Genomic DNA, 20081 nt, shown 5'->3' with positions numbered 1-20081 from the left:
TATTATTCAGTTTTAAAATGGAATTCATTCAGCGGAATGTCTATATTTATTATTGTTCCCCGATTGATCATTGAATCAATTTCCATCGAACCTGAAACACTGTATAATCGGCTATTAATATTTTTGAAACCAATTCCTTCCTCTTTTTTTTGAGAATCAAAACCAATTCCATTATCTTCAAATAAAATATTAAGATTGTCTTCGACATAATTCAATTGCAAATCAATTGTTGTTGCTTTTGCATGCTTAAGCGTATTAGTAACTAATTCTTGAATGATTTTATAAATTTCCATTTGCAGACTTTCTGTAATCGAATCAATTTTTTGTCTTGGATAAGCCGTAAAAGAAGTTTTAAGATGATCAATTTCTGCTAGGCTTTTTTGATATTCTTCTAATAGGCTGGAAAATTTATTTTGACTAAATTTTTCGGGAATCAAATTATGAGATAAGTCCCGAACCTGCTGATAAGTCTCTTCCAATTGTTCGCGGATGCTATGAACTATATCTGGTTTTGATGCAATCGAGTTAAGCTGCAGTTTTATTGCAGCTAGATTCCCCCCAATGCTGTCATGCAGTTCTTGGGCTATTTTAGCCCGCGCTTTATCCTGACCTTTTATGGATGCTTTTATTAATTTCAGTTCTTGGTCTTTTACCAGCGAAATTATTTTTTGCTCACTGATCTCTTTTTCACTGAGGTTCAGTAATCGCTGTGTTTTGAGTCTCTGATAATACAAAAAGAGCAACCCTATAATAGGAATGAGGAATACCACAAAAGAAATGAAGGTTATGTTTTTAGTTTGCTTCTGCCAATTAATTTCAGCAGTTTTCAACAGCTGGTCTTTTTTGAGCGATACAATTTCACTTGCTTTTTTTTGCGAAATATTATTCAGGCTCAATATTTTATTCTCATTTGCCTTCTGATTAATTTCTTCTTGAAGATTAAAAAATTGAAGCGCTTCTTCTTTATTTTTAAGTTCTAAGACATTGGCTTTGTTTTCTATTTGCAACAGACTGATTTCTTTTTCTTTTTGCCAGGTTTTAAATTTCACTTCTAACTCATTGATTTCTTTTTCTTTTTGAAGATGCGCTATGGAATCCTTTATTTTTACCGATTTTCCCGCATAAAAATAAGCATCTTTATAATCATTCTGCATCAGGGAGATCTCTTGTAAATTGTCATAAATATTTCCTTGTTCTGTAAGATAACCAAGTTTTATGGCATCGTTTAATGCACTGGAAAAAATATCTTTTGCTTCTTCTGTTTTTTTTCTTTCTAAAAGTATGTTTCCCACACTGAGCCGTGCATTAATAGCGATTTGAGGCAATTCGTTTTTATCGGCTATTTCTATTGCTTCATTATACAAAGAAATTGCTTCTTCAATTTTATTCTGATATTGGTAATTAGCTCCCAAATTATAGGCAATAACAGCTTTAGCCTGAAAATCACTGCCTTTTTCACAAAGTGCTTTTACTTTGTATAAATACCAATTGGATTTTTCATATTCTTTTAAGATACTGTAAATATCCCCAATATTGATGTAGCTCCCAATCATTATTTCTCGACTTTGCTTGTAATCAAGGCATTGTTGGAATAGTTTTAATGCATTATTGTAATCGCCCAAATCACTATAGGTCAAAGCCAAACCATGCACATGGGTGTAATACAAATCAGTTTCATTGAATTTTTGAGAAATATCAATTCCCTTAATGTGCCATTTTTTGCTTTCTCCGAGAAGACCTCTTTTTTTATTATTAATTGCCAATAAATTATATCCTAATGAATACAGACGACAAGTTAGAGAGTCATTTGCAATTGGATTAAGCCGCATGGCTTTTTGGGTATAAAAAAGAGAGGAATCAATTTGTGATCGTTTGTTGAAATAAAATGCCAAAAGTAAATTAGAGTTAGTTAAACTAGCTTTTATTCTAGATTCTTTTAAAAGTCGGTGAGCAGTTTTATACGCTTTTTTATCTTCATTTTTATTCAGTAAATTAAAAGCATCAGAAACCACCCTTTTTTCCTGTAGTTCAAGGGGTGTACTCTTTTGAGATGGTGTCTTTTTTGAGTTTTGTGCATTCGAAATACAAAAAAAACTCAAAAAACTTAGAAAAATAATACTTTTAAACATTTGGGGCATAAGCAAATATATTCATTTTTTATTTTCTAAAATAATTTAAGGATACATGCAAGTAACAAAATTGTCACCGAAGAATTGTTTTTTGAATATAATTTATCATTATTGCTTATAATTGTTATAAACGCCGATTTTTTTATGCATGCAATGATGTTTTTTCACATCATCCTACAGCCCAGCTAATAAAGACATCCTTCTTATGACTGTCTTAACTTCAAGAAGATATAACGTATAGATGTACACTAGCGAGACGAACTGACTTGGTAAACAAGCCTTAAAAAAAACAATAGCATAAAACCTTGTTATTTTAAAGTGTTTTATGCTTTTAAGTAATTTAAAATAATTATTTTTGCATTTCTAAAAATTACACACAGACTATATAAATATGAGAACGATACAATTTAGAGAGGCCATTTGTGAAGCGATGAGCGAAGAAATGCGCCGCGATGAGTCCATATACTTAATGGGTGAAGAGGTAGCAGAATATAATGGTGCCTACAAAGCATCTAAAGGAATGCTGGCTGAATTTGGCGAAAAAAGAGTAATCGATACACCAATTGCCGAACTTGGTTTTACTGGAATTGCAGTAGGATCGGCAATGAATGGATGCCGCCCGATAGTTGAGTATATGACTTTCAACTTTTGTTTAGTTGGAATTGATCAAATTATAAACAATGCTGCCAAAATGCGTCAGATGACCGGCGGGCAGTTTAATGTGCCAATCGTTTTCCGTGGACCAACTGCTTCTGCAGGACAATTGGGAGCAACTCACTCTCAGGCTATCGAGAACTGGTTTGCAAATACTCCAGGACTTAAAGTTGTGGTTCCTTCAAATGTTTATGATGCCAAAGGTTTATTGAAATCGGCTATTCGTGATAATGACCCGGTTATTTTCATGGAATCTGAGCAGATGTATGGTGATAAAGGAGAAGTGCCAGACGGTGAATATACTATTCCAATTGGAGTTGCTGATATTAAAAGAGAAGGAACTGATGTAACTATTGTTTCTTTCGGAAAAATTATCAAAGAAGCTTATATCGCTGCTGATGAATTAGCAAAAGAAGGAATCTCTTGTGAAATTATCGATTTGAGAACTGTTCGTCCAATGGACAATGAAGCGATTTTAACTTCTGTTAAAAAAACAAACAGACTGGTAATTCTTGAAGAGGCTTGGCCTTTTGCAAGTGTGTCTTCAGAGATTGCTTACTTGGTTCAGGAGCAGGCATTCGATTTCCTTGATGCGCCAATTCAACGTATTACTACTGCTGATACTCCAGCGCCATATTCTCCGGTATTATTAAAAGAATGGTTGCCAAATGCTGCTGATGTTGTAAAAGCAGTGAAGAAAGTATTATACAAATAATTTGCATATAACTATTTAAAAAGCTTCATCAATTGTAATTTTGATGAAGCTTTTTTTTATACATCATGAAGAAAATATTAGCCGTTATCGTATTAATTTTTATTGCAGCTAACTCCATTTTTGGTCAGACAAAAGTGAGCGGCATTGTTGTGGATAAACTCAAACAGCCAGTTCCTTACGCGAATGTTGTTTTCAAGAATTCAAGCATAGGTACTGTAACCAATGAAGATGGAAGATTTTATATGGAATCTCCAAACACCTACACAATATTATTAATTACTTCGATAGGTTTTGCTGACAAAGAAATTACACTTAGCAAAACAGTTAATTATAATTTTACAATTGAATTAAGCGAACAGCAGGAACTGAAAGAAGTTGTAATTTTTGCTGGAAAAACTTCTAAGAAAAATAATCCGGCGCTTGATATCCTGCGAAAAATCTGGGAGAAAAAGAAAAAAAACGGACTCTATCAGTTTTCTCAATACCAAATGGAGAAGTATGAAAAAGTGGAATTTGACATCAATTCCATTGACAGTGCATATAGAAAACAAAAGATTTTCAAAGGCATGGAATTCATATTTGACCACGTTGATACTTCTAAAGTAACTGGAAAAACCTATCTGCCGATTTTTATTAATGAGGCATTGGTAGATGTTTATGGAGACAACAAAATACCGAAAGTAAAAGAAATCACCAAAGCCAGTAAAACTTCTGGTTTTGATGGAAATCAGCAAATTTTATCATTCATAAAAGACTTATATTCTGATTACAATATATATAATAATTACATCGCTTTATTTGACAAAAGTTTTACTAGTCCGCTGTCTAGAACGGGAATCGATGTCTATAATTATGTATTAAAAGACAGTGCTTATATTGATAAAAAATGGTGTTATAATATTGTTTTCTATCCAAGGAGAAAAAACGAATTGACTTTCAAAGGAGATTTTTGGGTAAATGACACCACATTTGCCATAAAAAAAATCAATATGGCAGTTACCAAAAGTGCCAATATTAACTGGGTAAAGGATATTTATGTCGAACAGGAATTTGAAGTTTTAAACGATTCTGTTTTTCTTTTGACCAAAGATTATTTGATGTCTGATTTTGCTTTTAATAAAAAAGAAAAATCAAAAGGGGTTTATGGAAAGCGAACAACTTATTATCAAAACCATAAGTTCAACGTAGAAAAACCGGAGAAATTCTACAAAGAAGAAGTCAATTTTGTAGACAACGAAATATATAAGAAAAGCGATGAATACTGGGAAGAGAATCGTTTTGAGAAATTGACCAAAGACGAACAGGGAGTCTACAAAATGCTCGACACTTTGAAAAACGTACAAGCCTTTAAACAGATTACTAGTTTAGTAACGATGCTTGCGAGCGGTTATGTCAATTATGGGAATTATGATTTCGGACCTATTTTTTCCACTTTTGGATACAATGAAGTCGAAGGATTTAAAACCCGATTAGGCGCGCGAACTTACTTTGGACCGAATGATCCCTGGCGCGTACAGGCATTTATTGCCTATGGAGCCAGAGACGATAAATTTAAATATGGTTTTGCAGGAAAGTGGATGATAGACAAGAAAAACCGAATCATTATTTCCGGAGGGAACAGACGCGATATAGAGCAGTTAGGTTCTCAATTGACAATTACCAATGATATTTTGGCTAGAAATTATGGTTCTTCGGCATTTTTTACCACAGGATCGAATGGAAAATTGACCAATATAGGTTTGACCAATGCTTATATCGCTATAGAGCCGGTTAAAAATTTGACTTTTCAAACAGGAGTTTCGTATAAAACACTGGAATCGGCATCGCCTGTTTTTAGTTTAGATTATTATACCACGCTGCCTACAGCAGCGGATCCCGCTGGAGTTGTAAAAAGCACTACTACTCAATCCGAGTTTAACATTCAGGCGGAGTATACGCCTAACAGGAGAACTATCGCTTACGGAGTCGAAAGAAGTATAGCCAATAGTCCATACACCACGCTGTTTGTCAATTACAGCCAAGGTTACAAAGGAATCATGAATAGTGATTTTAACTATAGAAAACTAGAAGTTTATTATAAACAGCCTATTATCATTGGTCCGCTTGGACGTACAAATCTAATATTGGAACTTGGAAAGACTTTTGGTACAGTTCCTTTGGGATTATTGAGTATTGTTCCTGGAAACCAGACGTTTTTTACTATTGAAAATACGTTTAGCAATCTTAATTATTACGAATTTGTCACCGATAAGTATGCCACTTTCCAGTGGAATCATGATTTCAACGGAAGGATTTTTGCCAGAATCCCTTTTATGAGAAAACTCAATTGGAGAGAATTTGTAGGCGTAAAAGCAGCTTACGGAAGCGTTTCAGATGATAATAAAGCCATCAATGCTTCCGGATTACTATATACAGCACCCGAGGATGTATATTGGGAGTACAACGCAGGAGTGGGAAATATTTTCAAAATACTCCGTATTGATTTCTCTTGGAGAGGTAACTATCTGGATGTGCCTAATGTTAATAAATTTGCAGTAAAAGCATCGTTTGGATTCTATTTTTAGGAGCTAATTCAGCGCACGAGGCAGAAAAGCCGAACTGTCGAAGCAATCCATTACAAGCTTACTCAAAAACTGCTATTTTTGTAAAAAGTAAAAAAGTTTCCTTTGGCCGCTTTTTTTACTTCAACAAAAATTAGCAGTTTTTTTCATAAGGCTTTTCATTTAGTCCGAGTGAAGCGAACTGGCGAAGCAATCTGGGCTAAAAAAATCAAACTATGCAAGAAGCAATCGACCATCTATTTCAAAAAGATCCTATATTTCAGCACATAATTGATACCTACGGATTGCCGACAATTCCAAGAAGACCTCAAGGATTTGAAACGCTGGTGCTGTTAATTCTAGAGCAGCAGGTTTCTATAGATTCAGCCAAAGCTACTTTTTTAAAAATAAAAGCACACACAGACTGCAGTCCCGAAGCGATGTCGGTTTTGCCTGACGAAGAGTTTAGAGCTTTGGGAGTCAGCCGTCAAAAAACTAATTATATAAAAATATTAGCCCAAGCTGTTCTTGATAAAGAGCTTGATATTGAAAGTTTAGCAGTCAAATCAGCGCAGCAGGTTCGGGAAGAATTAATCAGGTTAAAAGGCATCGGAAACTGGACTATCGATATTTACCTGATGTTTTGTCTGCAGGAGCCAGATTTAATTCCATTAGGCGACATAGCAGTCATCAATACGATCAAAGAACTGCTTGACATTCATGACAAGAAAGAAATGGAAATTCACACAGAAAAATGGAGTCCATATCGCTCTTATGCAACATTTTTGCTTTGGCATTATTATTTAAGAAAACGAAAAAGGACAATTGTGTATTAAATTGTTAATTAACAAAAACTTTATAGTCATTATTGTCTTTTTTTATTGCAAAAAAGTATTGTTTGATTACTTTTGCAGTCGTTAATAAAATTAAGAAAAGACAAAAAAATAATGACTGCAGACAAATTAAAAACTTTTGATGTATTAATTGAAATACCAAGAGGAAGTAGAAATAAATACGAGTACGATTTTGAAATAAAAAGAATGCGTTTTGACAGAATGTTATTCTCTTCAATGATGTACCCAGCTGATTATGGATTCATTCCAGAAACTTTAGCATTAGATGGTGACCCGTTAGATGTTTTGGTTTTGATAAACGAACCTACTTTTCCTGGCTGTGTAATAGAAGTAAAACCTATTGGTGTTTTCCACATGGCTGATGATAAAGGACCAGACGAAAAAATTATCTGTGTACCGGTTTCTGACCCAATCTGGAATTCATTAGAAAACCTATCGGATATTAATCCTCACTTATTGAAAGAAATTGAACATTTCTTCCAGGTTTACAAAGATCTTGAAAACAAAAAAGTTGATGTAGAAGGATGGGGAGATGTGAATGAAGCATTTGATATCATCAAAGAATGTACACAGCGTTTTAATGACATTCCAAATAAAGCAGAAGGATTATTTAGCATTAAATAATTTTTACACTCTGAATTTATAAAAAAAGCAATACTCTGCAAAGAGTGTTGCTTTTTTTTGTTAAATTGCTATCCATTACTTTTTTTATTATTAACGAACCAAAATGAATATTTATGAATTCAATTATGATTTATGTGCCAATTGTCATGGCAATAATAGGGCTTATTTTTATGGCTGTCAAAAAATCTTGGGTGTTAAAACAGGATCCTGGAGATGGCAAAATGAAGGAGATATCAGATTATATTTATGAAGGGGCTTTGGCTTTCTTAAAGGCAGAATATCGATTATTAGCTGTCTTTGTATTAATCGCAAGTGTTGTATTAGCTGGAATCACTTTTATCCCTGGAGTTAAAACCAATATATTAATAGTAGTTGCCTTTGTTTTTGGAGCATTTTTCTCCGCATTGGCAGGGAATATGGGAATGAAAATTGCAACAAAAACCAATGTTAGAACAACTCAGGCCGCCCGCACAAGTTTACCACAGGCCTTGAATGTTTCTTTTGGCGGAGGTACAGTAATGGGATTAGGAGTAGCTGGTTTGGCCGTTTTAGGTTTAACCGGTTTTTTTATTCTTTTTTTCAGAATATTTATGAACGGAGAATGGACTTCAACAGAAGATATGACCGTTGTTTTGGAAACTCTGGCTGGTTTCTCTCTTGGAGCTGAATCCATCGCTTTGTTTGCCCGTGTAGGCGGAGGGATTTATACAAAAGCTGCCGATGTAGGTGCGGATTTAGTTGGCAAAGTTGAAGCAGGTATTCCAGAGGATGATCCTCGTAATCCTGCTACAATTGCAGATAACGTTGGAGACAATGTTGGAGACGTTGCAGGAATGGGAGCCGATTTATTTGGGTCGTATGTAGCAACCGTTTTGGCTGCAATGGTTCTTGGAAATTATGTAATAAAAGACATGGGCGGAAACATTCAGGACGCTTTTGGAGGAATCGGGCCAATTTTATTACCAATGGCAATTGCAGGTTTTGGAATTTTGTTTTCTATAATTGGAACCATGCTCGTTAAAATTACTGACGAAAACGCCAAAGAAGCTCAAGTGCAGAAAGCATTGAATATTGGTAACTGGGTTTCAATTGTTTTAACAGCAATTGCTTGTTTTTTCTTAGTACAGCACATGCTTCCGGAAACAATGAGCATGACTTTCTTCGGCGAAGGTTCAAAAGATATTTCGTCAATGCATGTTTTCTATGCAACATTGATAGGTTTAGTCGTAGGCGGTGCCATTTCATCGGTAACCGAATATTATACAGGATTGGGAACAAAACCAGTATTGGCGATTGTTCAAAAATCAAGTACTGGCGCAGGAACAAACGTAATTGCAGGATTGGCAACAGGAATGATTTCTACTTTTCCAACGGTATTGTTATTTGCAACTGCAATTTGGGCTTCTTATGCTTTAGCAGGATTTTATGGTGTTGCATTAGCCGCTTCAGCGATGATGGCAACTACAGCAATGCAATTGGCTATTGATGCTTTTGGTCCTATATCTGATAACGCTGGAGGAATTGCCGAAATGAGCGAACTTCCAAAAGAAGTGCGTACCAGAACAGATATTTTGGACTCAGTAGGAAATACTACAGCAGCAACTGGAAAAGGGTTTGCAATTGCTTCGGCGGCTTTAACCTCTTTGGCTTTATTTGCTGCGTATGTGACTTTTACTGGTATTGATGGAATCAATATTTTCAAAGCTCCTGTACTGGCAATGCTTTTCGTTGGAGGAATGATACCAGTTGTTTTTTCAGCTTTAGCGATGAATTCAGTTGGAAAAGCAGCAATGGACATGGTGTATGAAGTACGCCGTCAGTTCAAGGAAATTTCAGGAATTATGGAAGGAACCGGAAAACCGGAATACGCAAAATGTGTGGATATTTCGACTAAAGCCGCTTTGCGCGAAATGATGCTGCCGGGTATTTTGACAATAGGTTTTCCAATTGCAATCGTGCTTTTAGGAAAATTAGTTTATGGAGATAACAATCAGTTAATCGCTGAAATGCTGGGTGGTTATATGGCTGGAGTTACTGTTTCGGGAGTGCTTTGGGCAGTTTTTCAAAACAATGCCGGCGGTGCTTGGGATAATGCTAAAAAATCATTTGAAGCGGGTGTTATGATTAATGGTGAAATGACGTATAAAGGTTCTGATGCGCATAAAGCAGCGGTTACCGGAGATACAGTTGGAGATCCATTCAAAGATACTTCAGGACCATCTATGAATATCTTGATTAAATTAACTTGTCTGATAGGATTAGTAATGGCTCCGATTTTAGGAAGCGGAAGCAGTACTATTGAAACTGACAGCTGTTGTGCAAAGAAAGAAATCAAAATGAAAGAATGCCATGCAGATAAAGGAGCTATGATGATGGGCAAATGCGACATGTCTAAATGCGCAAAAATGACCAAAGAAGAATGTGCTAAAATGTGCGACAGCCTAAAATGTTCTCCTAAGCAAAAAGAAATGTGTTTGTCACATTATGATAAAGACGGGAAATTTGTTGAGCCAAAAGGGAAAAACTGCTGTGCTAAAAAACCAATGTCTATGAGTTCAGATCATGAAATTAGAATTGAAAAAACTAATATTAATGGCAAAGTAAATGCTACCGTTACCACTTCTGTTAATGGGATGAAAGTTGTTAAAAAGTTTCAAGGAACAGATGCCGAAGTACAGGCACAAATTGATGCAATAGAATAAACATCAAATTCCAAGAATAGTTTGTTGGTTTAAATTCTATAAACTGAAAAAAGGCTTCGATAATATCGAAGCCTTTTTTATAAAAGTGGTATTTCAATAATTCCTAACCTATTTTTATAGACAGTCAAGAATTTAACAAAACGTTGCTTTATATATTTTTTCAGCTCTTAAAGATTTTATGTCTTTACTAATTTTCCTTTTTTATCTCCAGGAATGCTGTTTTTCACAATTGATTTGATCTGCAGGTCATCAAGTACATTCAAAGCTTCTTCGACGTATATATCCTTGGATAAACTTTCATGCCATCTATCTCTTTTTTCTTTTAGAATTGGATCTTTAACAAACTCCTCTAACTCATATGGAAGTGATTTGAATTTTAAATTGTTCTGGTAATCACCAATAGATTTGAACTTTTTAGCAGTTTCTTCAATCTGGTCTTGAGCTACTTTAAATTTATCGATATTCAAGCTATAAGTGTTTTCAGTACTTCTAGCGTCAATCCATTTAGCATTCTCTTCGATTAGCTGAAATTGAACGTTATTTGCAATTCTTGCTTTACTATTAATTATTGCTTGGTTAAATTTGGATGTATTACCCCAAACAGTATATGAAGCTGGATCAATTTTATCCCATGACATTGCATGCTCTTTGTCACGTTCGCCCATTTTTAAATAAGTATAGCGGTCTGGCATCACTATATCGCTTCTTACTCCTTCAAGCTGAGTAGAACCCCCATTTATTCTATAAAATTTTTGAATAGTAGTTTTCAATGCTCCTAAATCTCCAAAAGAACTATTACTCACAAATGGATTCAGATCGATTACCTTTTGAACAGTACCTTTACCATAAGTTTGCTTACTACCAATAATAATTCCTCTTTTATAATCCTGAATAGCTGCCGCCAATATCTCGGAAGCCGAAGCTGAAAATTCATTTACCATAATTACTAATGGACCATCCCATGCTATTTTTTTATCGGTATCATACAAAATTTCTTTTTCTTTTTTTGCTGATTTAACCTGAACAATTGGGCCATTTTGAATAAACAGACCCGCAATATCTACAACAGTAGACAGAGATCCTCCCCCATCATCACGAACATCTAAAACAATACCATTAACACCAGCCTTTTTTAAACGGTCTACTTCTAAAGCAATATCTTTACCAGCATCCCTACCGTCTTTATTCTCAAAATCAATGTAAAATTTAGGCAGATAAATAACTCCGTATCTGTTACCATTCTTTTCAACTACACTTGATTTTGCATACGTTTCTTCAATCTCTACAATATCCCTTATTATAGAAATTACCTGAATTGTACCATCCGTCTTTTTAACAGTAAGACGAACCTCCGAACCCTTTGGTCCCTTTACTTTTTTCACTACATCTTTCAATCGCATTCCTACAACATCAACTGGAACACCATTTCCCTGCGCTACTTTCATAACTAAATCTCCTTTTGCTAACTGCTTTCCTCTCCATGCAGGTCCTCCTGAAATTAGTTCTGAAATCTCAATGTAGTCATTCTTCTTTAGCAATAAAGCACCAATCCCCTGCAGCTTACCGCTTATCCCTACATCAAAACGCTCTTTTTCATCGGGTGCAAAATAAGAAGTATGCGGATCAAATTGAGACATAAGAGAATTGATGTATAATGTAAACCAATCGTCTCTTTTCAATTCGCTCATAAATCCGAAAGATTCATTCAGCGAATTCAAAGAACTTTCTCTTGTTTCTGTCTCAAGTACAGCATCCGTCTTCATTACATATGCTGGGTCCTTTAATTTCTTATCCTCTTCCATTTTTTTCTTGTCTGTATAAGACGAAAGAGTAGATAATTTAATCTGTTTTCTCCATTTATCTCTTAATTCTCTGCTGTTTTTAGCATAGGGCGTTTTATCGAAATCGATATTAAAACTCTCGTCCATAGTATAATCAAATCGCTTGCTTAAAATGTCTTTAAACAATTTTTTGCTTTCATTGACGCGAAGTATTAGTCGATCATACGTAAGATTAAAAAAGGTTAAATCTTTTTCATTCAGCTGATTGTCAAGTTCTAATTCAAATTTAGAAAATTCATTAATATCCGACTGCAGGAAAAATCGTTTTGACGGATCTAAAGCAGCAATATAATCTTTGTATACGCCTTTTGAAAAATTATCATCAATAACGGCAGGATTGTAGTGTCCTTTCTCAATGACAAACGTCAATAATTCGAGTAATAATTTATCTTTTTCTGGATCAATCGGTCTTTTTGAGGCAGTAGTAAACCCAAGTAAAAAAGCCGAAAGGCTTACTATTACTACAAGTCTTAAGTATTTTTTTTTCATAAATGTTCTAATGATAGAATTCATCAAATATATTTAAATTACATTAAAATCAAAATCATTTATGAAAGCTATTTTGTTAAAGATATAAAACCGTCTGTTTATAAAATATTGGAACATGAATGAGCCGAAAACAACTTTTGAATCATGAGTCTCCATATATTACACATATCATAAAAAAACGCTTCAACCAATTGAAGCGTTTTTTTATAATTTTTGAAAAAAATTTTATGATTTAACTAACTTTTTTTTATCTCCAGGAATGGTACTTTTCACAATTGATTTGTCCTGCAGATCATCAAGTACATTTAAAGCTTCCTCAACATAAATATCTTTAGATAAACTTTCATGCCATCTATCTCTTTTTTCTTTTAGAACTGGATCTTTACCAAACTCTTCTAATTCGTATGGCAAAGAATTAAATTTTAAACTGTTTTGAAAATCCACAATTGGTTTAAACTTTTTTGCAGCTTCTTCAATTTGATTTTGAGCAATTTTAAATTTATCTGCATTCAAGCTGTAAGTATTCTCATTACTTCTGCTGTCAATCCATTTAGCATTCTCTTCAATCAGCTGAAATTGAACGTTATTTGCAATTCTGTGTCTGCTATTTGCAATAGCCTGATCAAATTTTGAATTTTTATTCCAAACTGTATATGGAGCTGGATCGATTTTATCCCACTTCATCGCATTCTCTTCATCACGTTCTCCCATTTTTAAATAAGCATAGCGGTCTGGCATTACTACATCGCTGCTTACTCCTTCCAGCTGAGTAGAACCGCCGTTTATTCTGTAAAATTTTTGAGTGGTTGTTTTCAATGCTCCTAAATCTCCTGCAGAACTGTTGCGTACAAATTGGTTCAAATCAATTACATTTTGAACAGTTCCTTTCCCATAAGTCTGTTTACTTCCAATAATGATTCCTCTTTTATAATCCTGGATAGCAGCAGCCAGAATTTCTGAAGCTGAAGCCGAAAACTCATTTACCATTATTACCAAAGGTCCATCCCATTCAATTTTTTTATCAGTATCATACAAAATCTCTTTTTTCTTTCCTGCCGATTTTACCTGTACTATTGGACCTTGCTCAATAAATAAACCAGCAATATCAACAACAGTAGATAATGAACCTCCGCCATCATCACGCACATCCAGAACAATACCATTTACGCCTGCTTTTTTCAAACGGTCAACTTCCAGCGCTATGTCTTTTCCTGCATCTCTGCCATCTTTATTTTCAAAATCAATATAAAATTTAGGCAGATAAATCACTCCGTATTTATTACCGTTCTTTTCAACTATACTTGATTTAGCATAAGTTTCTTCAATTTCTACAATATCTCTTATTATAGAAATTACCTGAATTGTTCCATCTACTTTTTTAACTGTCAAACGAACTTCAGAACCTTTAGGCCCTTTAATTTTTTTAACAACATCATCCAGACGCATGCCAACAACATCAACTGGAACACCGTTGCCTTGCGCCACTTTCATTACTAAATCTCCTGCTTCCAGTTTTTTTCCTCTCCAGGCAGGACCGCCTGAGATTAATTCTGAAATTTCTGTATAGTCATTTTTCTTTTGCAATCTGGCTCCGATACCTTCAAGCTTACCGCTCATACTCACATCAAATCGCTCTTTTTCTTCTGGAGCAAAATAAGTAGTATGCGGATCAAAACGAGACATAATTGAATTAATATACAATGTAAACCAATCATCTCTTTTCAATTCGCTCATAAATGCAAAAGAATCATTCAGGGAATTCAATGAGCTTTCTCTAGTTTCCGCTTCTAGAACAGCATCCGATTTGGGAACATAATTAGAATTCTTTAGTTTTCTCTCTTCTTCTAGTTTTTGCTTTTCTGCAATAGTCAAATTTGCAGTAAAAGCTACTTCCTTCCCACCCTTTTTATCTATTTCAATTTTTTGCTTATCTGTATAAGATGATAATGTAGATAACTTTATTTGTTTTCTCCATCTTTCTTTTAATTCTGTACTGTTTTTAGCATATGGAGCTTTATCATAATCTACGTTAAAACTCTCATCAATACTGTAATCAAATGGCTTACTTAAAATATCTTTAAATATTTTCTTACTTTCATCCATACGAAGCATCAAACGATCATAAGTAAGATTGAAGAAGGTCAAGTCTTTATTAATCAATTGATCATCAATTTCCAATTCGAATTTAGAAAATTCATTAATATCCGACTGCAGAAAAAACCGCTTAGACGGATCTAATGCTGCTATATAATCCTTGTACACTCCTTTTGAGAAATCATCATCAATAACAGCTGGATTATAATGTCCTTTCTCAATCACAAACGTCAGCAATTCCAACAGCAATTTATCCCTATCCGGATCAATCGCTTTTTTTGAGTTAATATTAAAGGCAAATAAGGTAGCGGAAAGGCATACCACAGCTATGAGTATTTTATAATTTCTTTTCATAAAACTTACTATAGAATTCATCAATTTTTTTAAACTAAGTTACATTAAAAACCATGCCAACCCCCAACAGTGCTATATAATTTTTTGTTAAAGGTATAAAATAGATTTTTGTCCTTTACTAAAAACAGGTTCAAAAATATATTTTATTTGTTCGCAATATAAGATTTTGTGTTACTACATTTGTTCCTGAACACAATTTTTTTATAAAATTGGCCTTTTAAAACATAAATTTCTGATGAAAACTAAAAAGCCTTTAATACTTGTTACAAATGACGATGGCGTATCGGCACCGGGAATCCGAACTTTAATAGAGATAATGGCCGAAATCGGAGAAGTCATTGTTGTTGCACCAGACAAACCACAAAGCGCAATGGGGCATGCAATTACTATTAACAACACATTATATCTCAATAAAATATCTAAAGATTCGGATGCTGTCACAGAATACAGCTGTTCTGGCACACCAGTAGACTGTGTCAAAATAGCAGTAAACGAAATTCTTAAACAAAAACCAGATTTATGTGTTTCCGGCATTAATCACGGTACAAATTCCTCTATAAATGTAATCTATTCCGGAACTATGAGTGCCGCTTTGGAAGCTGGCATTGAAGGAATTCAGGGTATCGGATTCTCATTGCTGGATTTTGACTGGAATGCTGATTTTACCCAAATTAAATCTTACGTCAAAAATATTGCTCTTGAAGTTTTAAAAAACAACCTGCCAAAAGGAGTTGTCCTGAATGTAAACTTTCCAAAATTAAAAGAGAAAGAAATTAAAGGAATTAAAATCTGCCGTCAGGCGAATGCAAAATATGACCAAAAATTTGATAAAAGGCAGACACCTCAAGGTAAAGATTATTATTGGCTTGCAGGAGATTTTATAAACGAGGACAAAGGCGAAGATACCGATGAATGGGCCTTAGAAAACGGTTATATATCGGTAGTTCCCGTACAGTTTGATTTGACAGCGCATCATACTATGCAGCAGCTTAATACATGGAAATGGAACGAAATCTAAATGAGTCTAAAACACAAACAGCTCTCAAGAAATTTCAATTACTTGTTGTTAGACTACAAAAACAAATACTATCTCAACATGAATAAAACAGACTTACTCATCGGATTTATAATTGGAATCATCGCTTCTATTTTAGGAATGTTTCTCTACATTACATTAGTGACTGACAACGATTTTATAATTGGATTACAGCTGATGAAAAACGAAGGCAACCTCGGAAAAATTGTCACTCTTGGTTCTATACTCGATTTAATCGTTTTTGGAGTTTTACTAAAAATGAATAAGGAATTAATGGCCAGAGGTGTCGTTCTGGCAGTTATTGCGTTGACCATTACTACCTTATTTCTGTAATTAAAAAATTCTAAGATCCTGAGATTCTAAGAAAAAAATCTTAGTGACTTAGAGTCTTAGAATCTAAATATTATCTTTGTCCATCCAAAAAATTCACAAAATGAAATACTATATTATTGCAGGAGAAGCTTCAGGAGATTTACACGGCTCTAATTTAATGAAAGCAATCTATGAAGAAGATCCACAGGCCGATATCCGTTTTTGGGGAGGAGACCTGATGCAAAATGTAGGCGGTACACTCGTTAAGCATTACCGTGACTTGGCATTTATGGGTTTCATTGAAGTAGTTTTTAATCTAAAGACTATTTTGAGCAACATTACAATCTGCAAAAAAGACATTGCGCAATTCAATCCCGATGTAATTATTTATATTGATTATCCTGGTTTTAATATGCGGATAGCCAAATGGGCTAAGCAAACCGGATATAAAAACCATTACTATATTTCGCCTCAAATCTGGGCTTGGAAAGAAAACCGAATCACAGCTATCAAACATGATGTTGATAAAATGTATGTGATTTTACCTTTCGAAAAAGATTTCTATGAAGTGAAACATAATTTTCCTGTCACCTTTGTGGGACACCCATTAATCGATGCCATACATAATCAGTCGAGCATAGATATAAATGCTTTTAGAACCGAAAATCAATTATCCGAAAAACCAATCATTGCCATTTTGCCTGGAAGCCGCAAACAGGAAATAAGCAAAATGCTATCGGTAATGTTAAGCGTTGTTAGTGATTTTCCCGATTATCAATTTGTAATTGCAGGAGCGCCAAGTCAGGATTTTACATTTTACCAGCAATTTATTTCGAGTGAAAACATAAAATTTATTTCTAACAAAACATATGCATTGCTGCGAAATTCTACGGCAGCTTTAGTTACTTCTGGAACAGCAACTCTCGAAACAGCACTTTTCAAAGTTCCCGAAGTGGTATGTTATAAAGGCAGCTGGGCTTCCTACCAAATAGCCAAACGAATTATCACGCTAAAATATATTTCGCTCGTTAACCTAATCATGGACAGAGAAGTGGTTACCGAATTAATTCAGGACGATTGCTCCACCAAACGCATCCGCGAAGAACTAACCAAAATCCTTGAACCCAATTACCGCAAAATACTGCTTGAAAACTATGATCTGCTCGAAGAAAAACTGGGAGGAATAGGCGCCAGCAAAAAAACAGCACATTTAATAGTTGATGCTGTAAAATAATTTAAATTTCATTGTTCCTAGCCAGTCATAGAAGCGCCTAAATACGAAACTTTTTTTTACATTAAGCCAATTGCCCAAATCCGTTGTAGCTGTTATGTGATGTTTATTTTAAAGTCATTATTTGAACTTTTGAATAATCTATATATTCATTTAATAAATCTCCCGCAGGTGCAATCATTATTTTTTCTGCTTCTAAATTATTGTCTGTGTAATATGAACCAATTACTCCATATTTTTTAGTTACTAAAACAATTAAATCTAAAATTAAACTTTCGGGATATCTTCCCCAATCTTTAATTCTAAAAATATATACTTCGAGTTTTTCCTTAGTGATAATTTTGTCCTGAAGAATACAATTAAAATTCTTTTTTGAATTCAAATAATTAATTTCAATATTTTTATTTTCATTTATCTTAGAATCCAAATCAAATAAAACAAAATCTTCTGATTTTGGACTAACGGATTTAGCTATAAACTTATTTTTTCGCAAGCAGATTGATTGCTTAGTCGAAAAAGTGTCATTTAGCATTATACTTGCGTTGGTATAATATAAGTTTTTAGTTTTTAAGTTTGCCGACCAATCTATCGAAAAAGTAGCAACTCTTTCAAACACATTTTTTTTTGGATATTGTTCAATTTGTGTGTTTAGATTTTCACAAGAGCAAAATAAAAAAGCAACGAAACAGATAATGGTTTTTGGAATTACTTCTTTCATTATTACATTTTTATGTTTTTGCACTTCTTTAAATATCGCATAACTTTCTTAAAATCATTGAGTTTTACTAAATTAAGCCTATTCTTCGGATTTGCCACCCGAGCGATAGCGAACAGGAGAAGCAAATCATTCAAATACAAAACCATTTTTCCATTAAGCCAATTGCCCAATCCGTTGTAGTGGCTGTTGTGTTATGTATATTTAATGCGAAATGTTTATTGATCACCGTATATCGGTTCTCTCTTATCTTCGATTACTTTTTTTAAATACAAGAAATATCCACCTTTTTCAATTTTGGTCAATTGATATATAGCTTTAACTTTGAATCTTTGTTCTGATGCATATTCACCATTAAATTCGATGAGATATTCATTATTGTTTTTTGAAGAAAATTTTGAATTCTTTAAATTTATAACTCCATTTCCACAGTCATAACGTTCAGTTAAGTCTTTAAACTCAATTTTTCCATTTTTTTTAAAATTGAGTTCATATAAAATGAAATCATTTATTGGCTTTACTTTAGTCAAATCAAATCCTTGTTTTGCAAAAAATGTAAATTTTTCCACATAATATCGCCCTGATAATTTTTCGTTTGTTTCGCTAAGTTTAAGAACTTCTTTTTTGACTAGACTTTTAGGAGTCTGTTTTATTTGTTTGGATTCATTTTTAGTCACTTCAATATTTTTATTATTGTTACAACTTAATAGATGTATCAATGTTATTATAAAAAAGAGATGTTTTGTAATCTTCATTTTCTAGATGTTTTTTTAGTGTCTCTTTGGTTATATATCACACAACGTTCTGTTTCTACAGCGGGTTTGGGACTAAATTAAACCCATTCTTCGGATTAGCCAAATCATTCAAATACAAAACTATCTTTCCATTAAGCTAATTGCCAAAATGCGTTGTAGTGGCTTTTGGCAGGCGTTTTATTTCTTTTTCGCGATTTCCCTTACTTTTGGATTAACAAAATTAGGATCAATTTCATCAGTTTTTTTTATGTATTTTGCTAAGCTATCCTTTTGCATTATATAAGCATATGAACTGGCTAATTGTCCTAATGCTCGTCCATTTTTCGGTTCAATTTTTATTGCTTTTTTTAAGTTTTCAATTGTTAGATTTAAGTATTTAATATCTTTTGTTTTAAAAAATATTTGTCCGTAACTAGTTGATATACATTCGTAAACTTTTACATTGTTTGGTTCTAATTCGATTGATTTCTGTAAGTATTTGACAGATTTTTCGAATTCATTTTTTCTGCCTAATAAATTTCCAAAACCCCAATAGACTTGTGGATTTGTTTTGTCTAAAAGCCAAGCCTGATTAAATCGTTTCATAGATGTATCATTATCATCTTTATAGAAATATTCCCAACCTTTAGACACATAGTATTCAGAAGCTTCTTTCCTGTCTTTGAATTGTTTTTCAGATTCTAAAATAAATTCATTATCCAATTCAATTTGTTGCTCGCATTTCTTTACTTCTCCATACATTGGTAGTAAATTTATTCCTTCAGGACAATCTGTTTGTGATTTGCAACTTAGTTGACTTAAGATAATTAAAAAAAATATTTTCTTCATTATAATTTGCATATTGGTTTCTCCTTCTGTTTTTTTAAATGTATGCCAACTATATACGCTGAAAACATTCATATATACACCGAAAATCAGGCAGATTGGCGAAAGTTTGTATTGTTTCATTCTTTTCTCAAATATAGAAAATAATAGTCACAAACTTACAAAGTGCAAATTTTGTTTAATCAACTCATTTTTACACTCCGACCAGTAA

The 20081-nt window shown here is 33.7% G+C and carries 14 protein-coding genes; 8 read left to right on the top strand and 6 right to left on the bottom strand.

Annotated elements, in window-relative coordinates; all coding sequences use genetic code 11:
* Nucleotides 1-2: 2 nt before the first annotated feature.
* A complete protein-coding gene (locus C8P67_RS15910) occupies nucleotides 3-2099 on the bottom strand; it encodes a tetratricopeptide repeat-containing sensor histidine kinase (RefSeq protein ID WP_245980479.1) in 2097 nt (698 codons plus the stop codon).
* 421 nt (nucleotides 2100-2520) lie between these two features.
* On the opposite strand from C8P67_RS15910, the gene C8P67_RS15905 reads away from it, so the two are divergent.
* The 5 genes from C8P67_RS15905 (at nucleotide 2521) to C8P67_RS15885 (ending at nucleotide 10218) form a co-directional block, all read left to right on the top strand.
* Nucleotides 2521-3498 carry a pyruvate dehydrogenase complex E1 component subunit beta gene (locus C8P67_RS15905; RefSeq protein ID WP_115814165.1) on the top strand — a complete coding sequence of 326 codons (978 nt, stop codon included), beginning with the start codon at nucleotides 2521-2523 and terminating at the stop codon, nucleotides 3496-3498.
* A 65-nt stretch (nucleotides 3499-3563) separates the two neighbouring features.
* Nucleotides 3564-6062: a DUF5686 and carboxypeptidase-like regulatory domain-containing protein gene (locus tag C8P67_RS15900; protein ID WP_115814164.1), complete on the top strand. Its 2499-nt coding sequence runs from the start codon at nucleotides 3564-3566 to the stop codon at nucleotides 6060-6062.
* Nucleotides 6063-6274: 212 nt separating this feature from the next.
* Nucleotides 6275-6874, top strand: coding sequence for a DNA-3-methyladenine glycosylase family protein (locus tag C8P67_RS15895; protein WP_115814163.1), 600 nt, complete (start codon nucleotides 6275-6277; stop codon nucleotides 6872-6874).
* A gap of 111 nt (nucleotides 6875-6985) precedes the next feature.
* Entirely contained in the window at nucleotides 6986-7516 is a 531-nt protein-coding gene (locus C8P67_RS15890) for an inorganic diphosphatase (RefSeq protein ID WP_115814162.1), read from the top strand.
* Nucleotides 7517-7629: 113 nt separating this feature from the next.
* Nucleotides 7630-10218, top strand: coding sequence for a sodium-translocating pyrophosphatase (locus C8P67_RS15885; protein ID WP_115814161.1), 2589 nt, complete (start codon nucleotides 7630-7632; stop codon nucleotides 10216-10218).
* Between the two features lie 176 nt (nucleotides 10219-10394).
* Here C8P67_RS15885 and C8P67_RS15880 read toward each other — a convergent pair whose 3' ends face one another.
* Both C8P67_RS15880 and C8P67_RS15875 read right to left on the bottom strand, forming a co-directional pair.
* Entirely contained in the window at nucleotides 10395-12548 is a 2154-nt protein-coding gene (locus tag C8P67_RS15880; protein ID WP_394338661.1) for a carboxy terminal-processing peptidase, read from the bottom strand.
* Nucleotides 12549-12773: 225 nt separating this feature from the next.
* Nucleotides 12774-15017, bottom strand: a complete 2244-nt coding sequence (locus tag C8P67_RS15875) for a carboxy terminal-processing peptidase (protein WP_115814159.1) — start codon at nucleotides 15015-15017, stop codon at nucleotides 12774-12776.
* A 214-nt stretch (nucleotides 15018-15231) separates the two neighbouring features.
* Between C8P67_RS15875 and surE the strand changes: the two genes are divergently transcribed.
* The 3 genes from surE (at nucleotide 15232) to lpxB (ending at nucleotide 17578) form a co-directional block, all read left to right on the top strand.
* Nucleotides 15232-16014, top strand: a complete 783-nt coding sequence (gene surE / locus C8P67_RS15870) for a 5'/3'-nucleotidase SurE (protein ID WP_115814158.1) — start codon at nucleotides 15232-15234, stop codon at nucleotides 16012-16014.
* A gap of 78 nt (nucleotides 16015-16092) precedes the next feature.
* Entirely contained in the window at nucleotides 16093-16365 is a 273-nt protein-coding gene (locus C8P67_RS15865; protein WP_115814157.1) for a hypothetical protein, read from the top strand.
* A gap of 100 nt (nucleotides 16366-16465) precedes the next feature.
* On the top strand, nucleotides 16466-17578 hold the full coding sequence (lpxB, locus tag C8P67_RS15860) for a lipid-A-disaccharide synthase (protein ID WP_115814156.1): 1113 nt from the start codon (nucleotides 16466-16468) through the stop codon (nucleotides 17576-17578).
* A 103-nt stretch (nucleotides 17579-17681) separates the two neighbouring features.
* Here lpxB and C8P67_RS15855 read toward each other — a convergent pair whose 3' ends face one another.
* From C8P67_RS15855 to C8P67_RS15845, 3 genes are all read right to left on the bottom strand, one after another.
* Nucleotides 17682-18293: a hypothetical protein gene (locus C8P67_RS15855; RefSeq protein WP_115814155.1), complete on the bottom strand. Its 612-nt coding sequence runs from the start codon at nucleotides 18291-18293 to the stop codon at nucleotides 17682-17684.
* A gap of 215 nt (nucleotides 18294-18508) precedes the next feature.
* Nucleotides 18509-19045 (bottom strand): hypothetical protein, encoded by a 537-nt coding sequence (locus tag C8P67_RS15850; RefSeq protein ID WP_147298246.1) that lies wholly within the window; start codon nucleotides 19043-19045, stop codon nucleotides 18509-18511.
* Nucleotides 19046-19222: 177 nt separating this feature from the next.
* Nucleotides 19223-19993, bottom strand: coding sequence for a tetratricopeptide repeat protein (locus tag C8P67_RS15845; RefSeq protein ID WP_245980477.1), 771 nt, complete (start codon nucleotides 19991-19993; stop codon nucleotides 19223-19225).
* Nucleotides 19994-20081 lie beyond the last annotated feature (88 nt).

It is taken from the genome of Flavobacterium aquicola (assembly GCF_003385115.1).
Classification (GTDB): Bacteria; Bacteroidota; Bacteroidia; order Flavobacteriales; family Flavobacteriaceae; genus Flavobacterium; species Flavobacterium aquicola.
The sequence above is the reverse complement of the archived record's forward strand: the minus strand, read 5'-3'. Positions and strand labels throughout refer to the sequence as shown.

What these genes read in the sequence shown, in the direction of transcription:
- lpxB (WP_115814156.1), top strand. Translation starts at nt 16,466, where the DNA reads ATGAAATACTATATTATTGCAGGAGAAGCTTCAGGAGATTTACACGGC.
- C8P67_RS15890 (WP_115814162.1), top strand. Translation starts at nt 6,986, where the DNA reads ATGACTGCAGACAAATTAAAAACTTTTGATGTATTAATTGAAATACCA.
- C8P67_RS15865 (WP_115814157.1), top strand. Translation starts at nt 16,093, where the DNA reads ATGAATAAAACAGACTTACTCATCGGATTTATAATTGGAATCATCGCT.
- C8P67_RS15885 (WP_115814161.1), top strand. Translation starts at nt 7,630, where the DNA reads ATGAATTCAATTATGATTTATGTGCCAATTGTCATGGCAATAATAGGG.
- C8P67_RS15875 (WP_115814159.1), bottom strand. Translation starts at nt 15,017, where the DNA reads ATGAATTCTATAGTAAGTTTTATGAAAAGAAATTATAAAATACTCATA.
- C8P67_RS15880 (WP_394338661.1), bottom strand. Translation starts at nt 12,548, where the DNA reads ATGAAAAAAAAATACTTAAGACTTGTAGTAATAGTAAGCCTTTCGGCT.
- C8P67_RS15900 (WP_115814164.1), top strand. Translation starts at nt 3,564, where the DNA reads ATGAAGAAAATATTAGCCGTTATCGTATTAATTTTTATTGCAGCTAAC.
- C8P67_RS15850 (WP_147298246.1), bottom strand. Translation starts at nt 19,045, where the DNA reads ATGAAGATTACAAAACATCTCTTTTTTATAATAACATTGATACATCTA.
- C8P67_RS15855 (WP_115814155.1), bottom strand. Translation starts at nt 18,293, where the DNA reads ATGAAAGAAGTAATTCCAAAAACCATTATCTGTTTCGTTGCTTTTTTA.
- C8P67_RS15905 (WP_115814165.1), top strand. Translation starts at nt 2,521, where the DNA reads ATGAGAACGATACAATTTAGAGAGGCCATTTGTGAAGCGATGAGCGAA.
- surE (WP_115814158.1), top strand. Translation starts at nt 15,232, where the DNA reads ATGAAAACTAAAAAGCCTTTAATACTTGTTACAAATGACGATGGCGTA.
- C8P67_RS15895 (WP_115814163.1), top strand. Translation starts at nt 6,275, where the DNA reads ATGCAAGAAGCAATCGACCATCTATTTCAAAAAGATCCTATATTTCAG.
- C8P67_RS15845 (WP_245980477.1), bottom strand. Translation starts at nt 19,993, where the DNA reads ATGAAACAATACAAACTTTCGCCAATCTGCCTGATTTTCGGTGTATAT.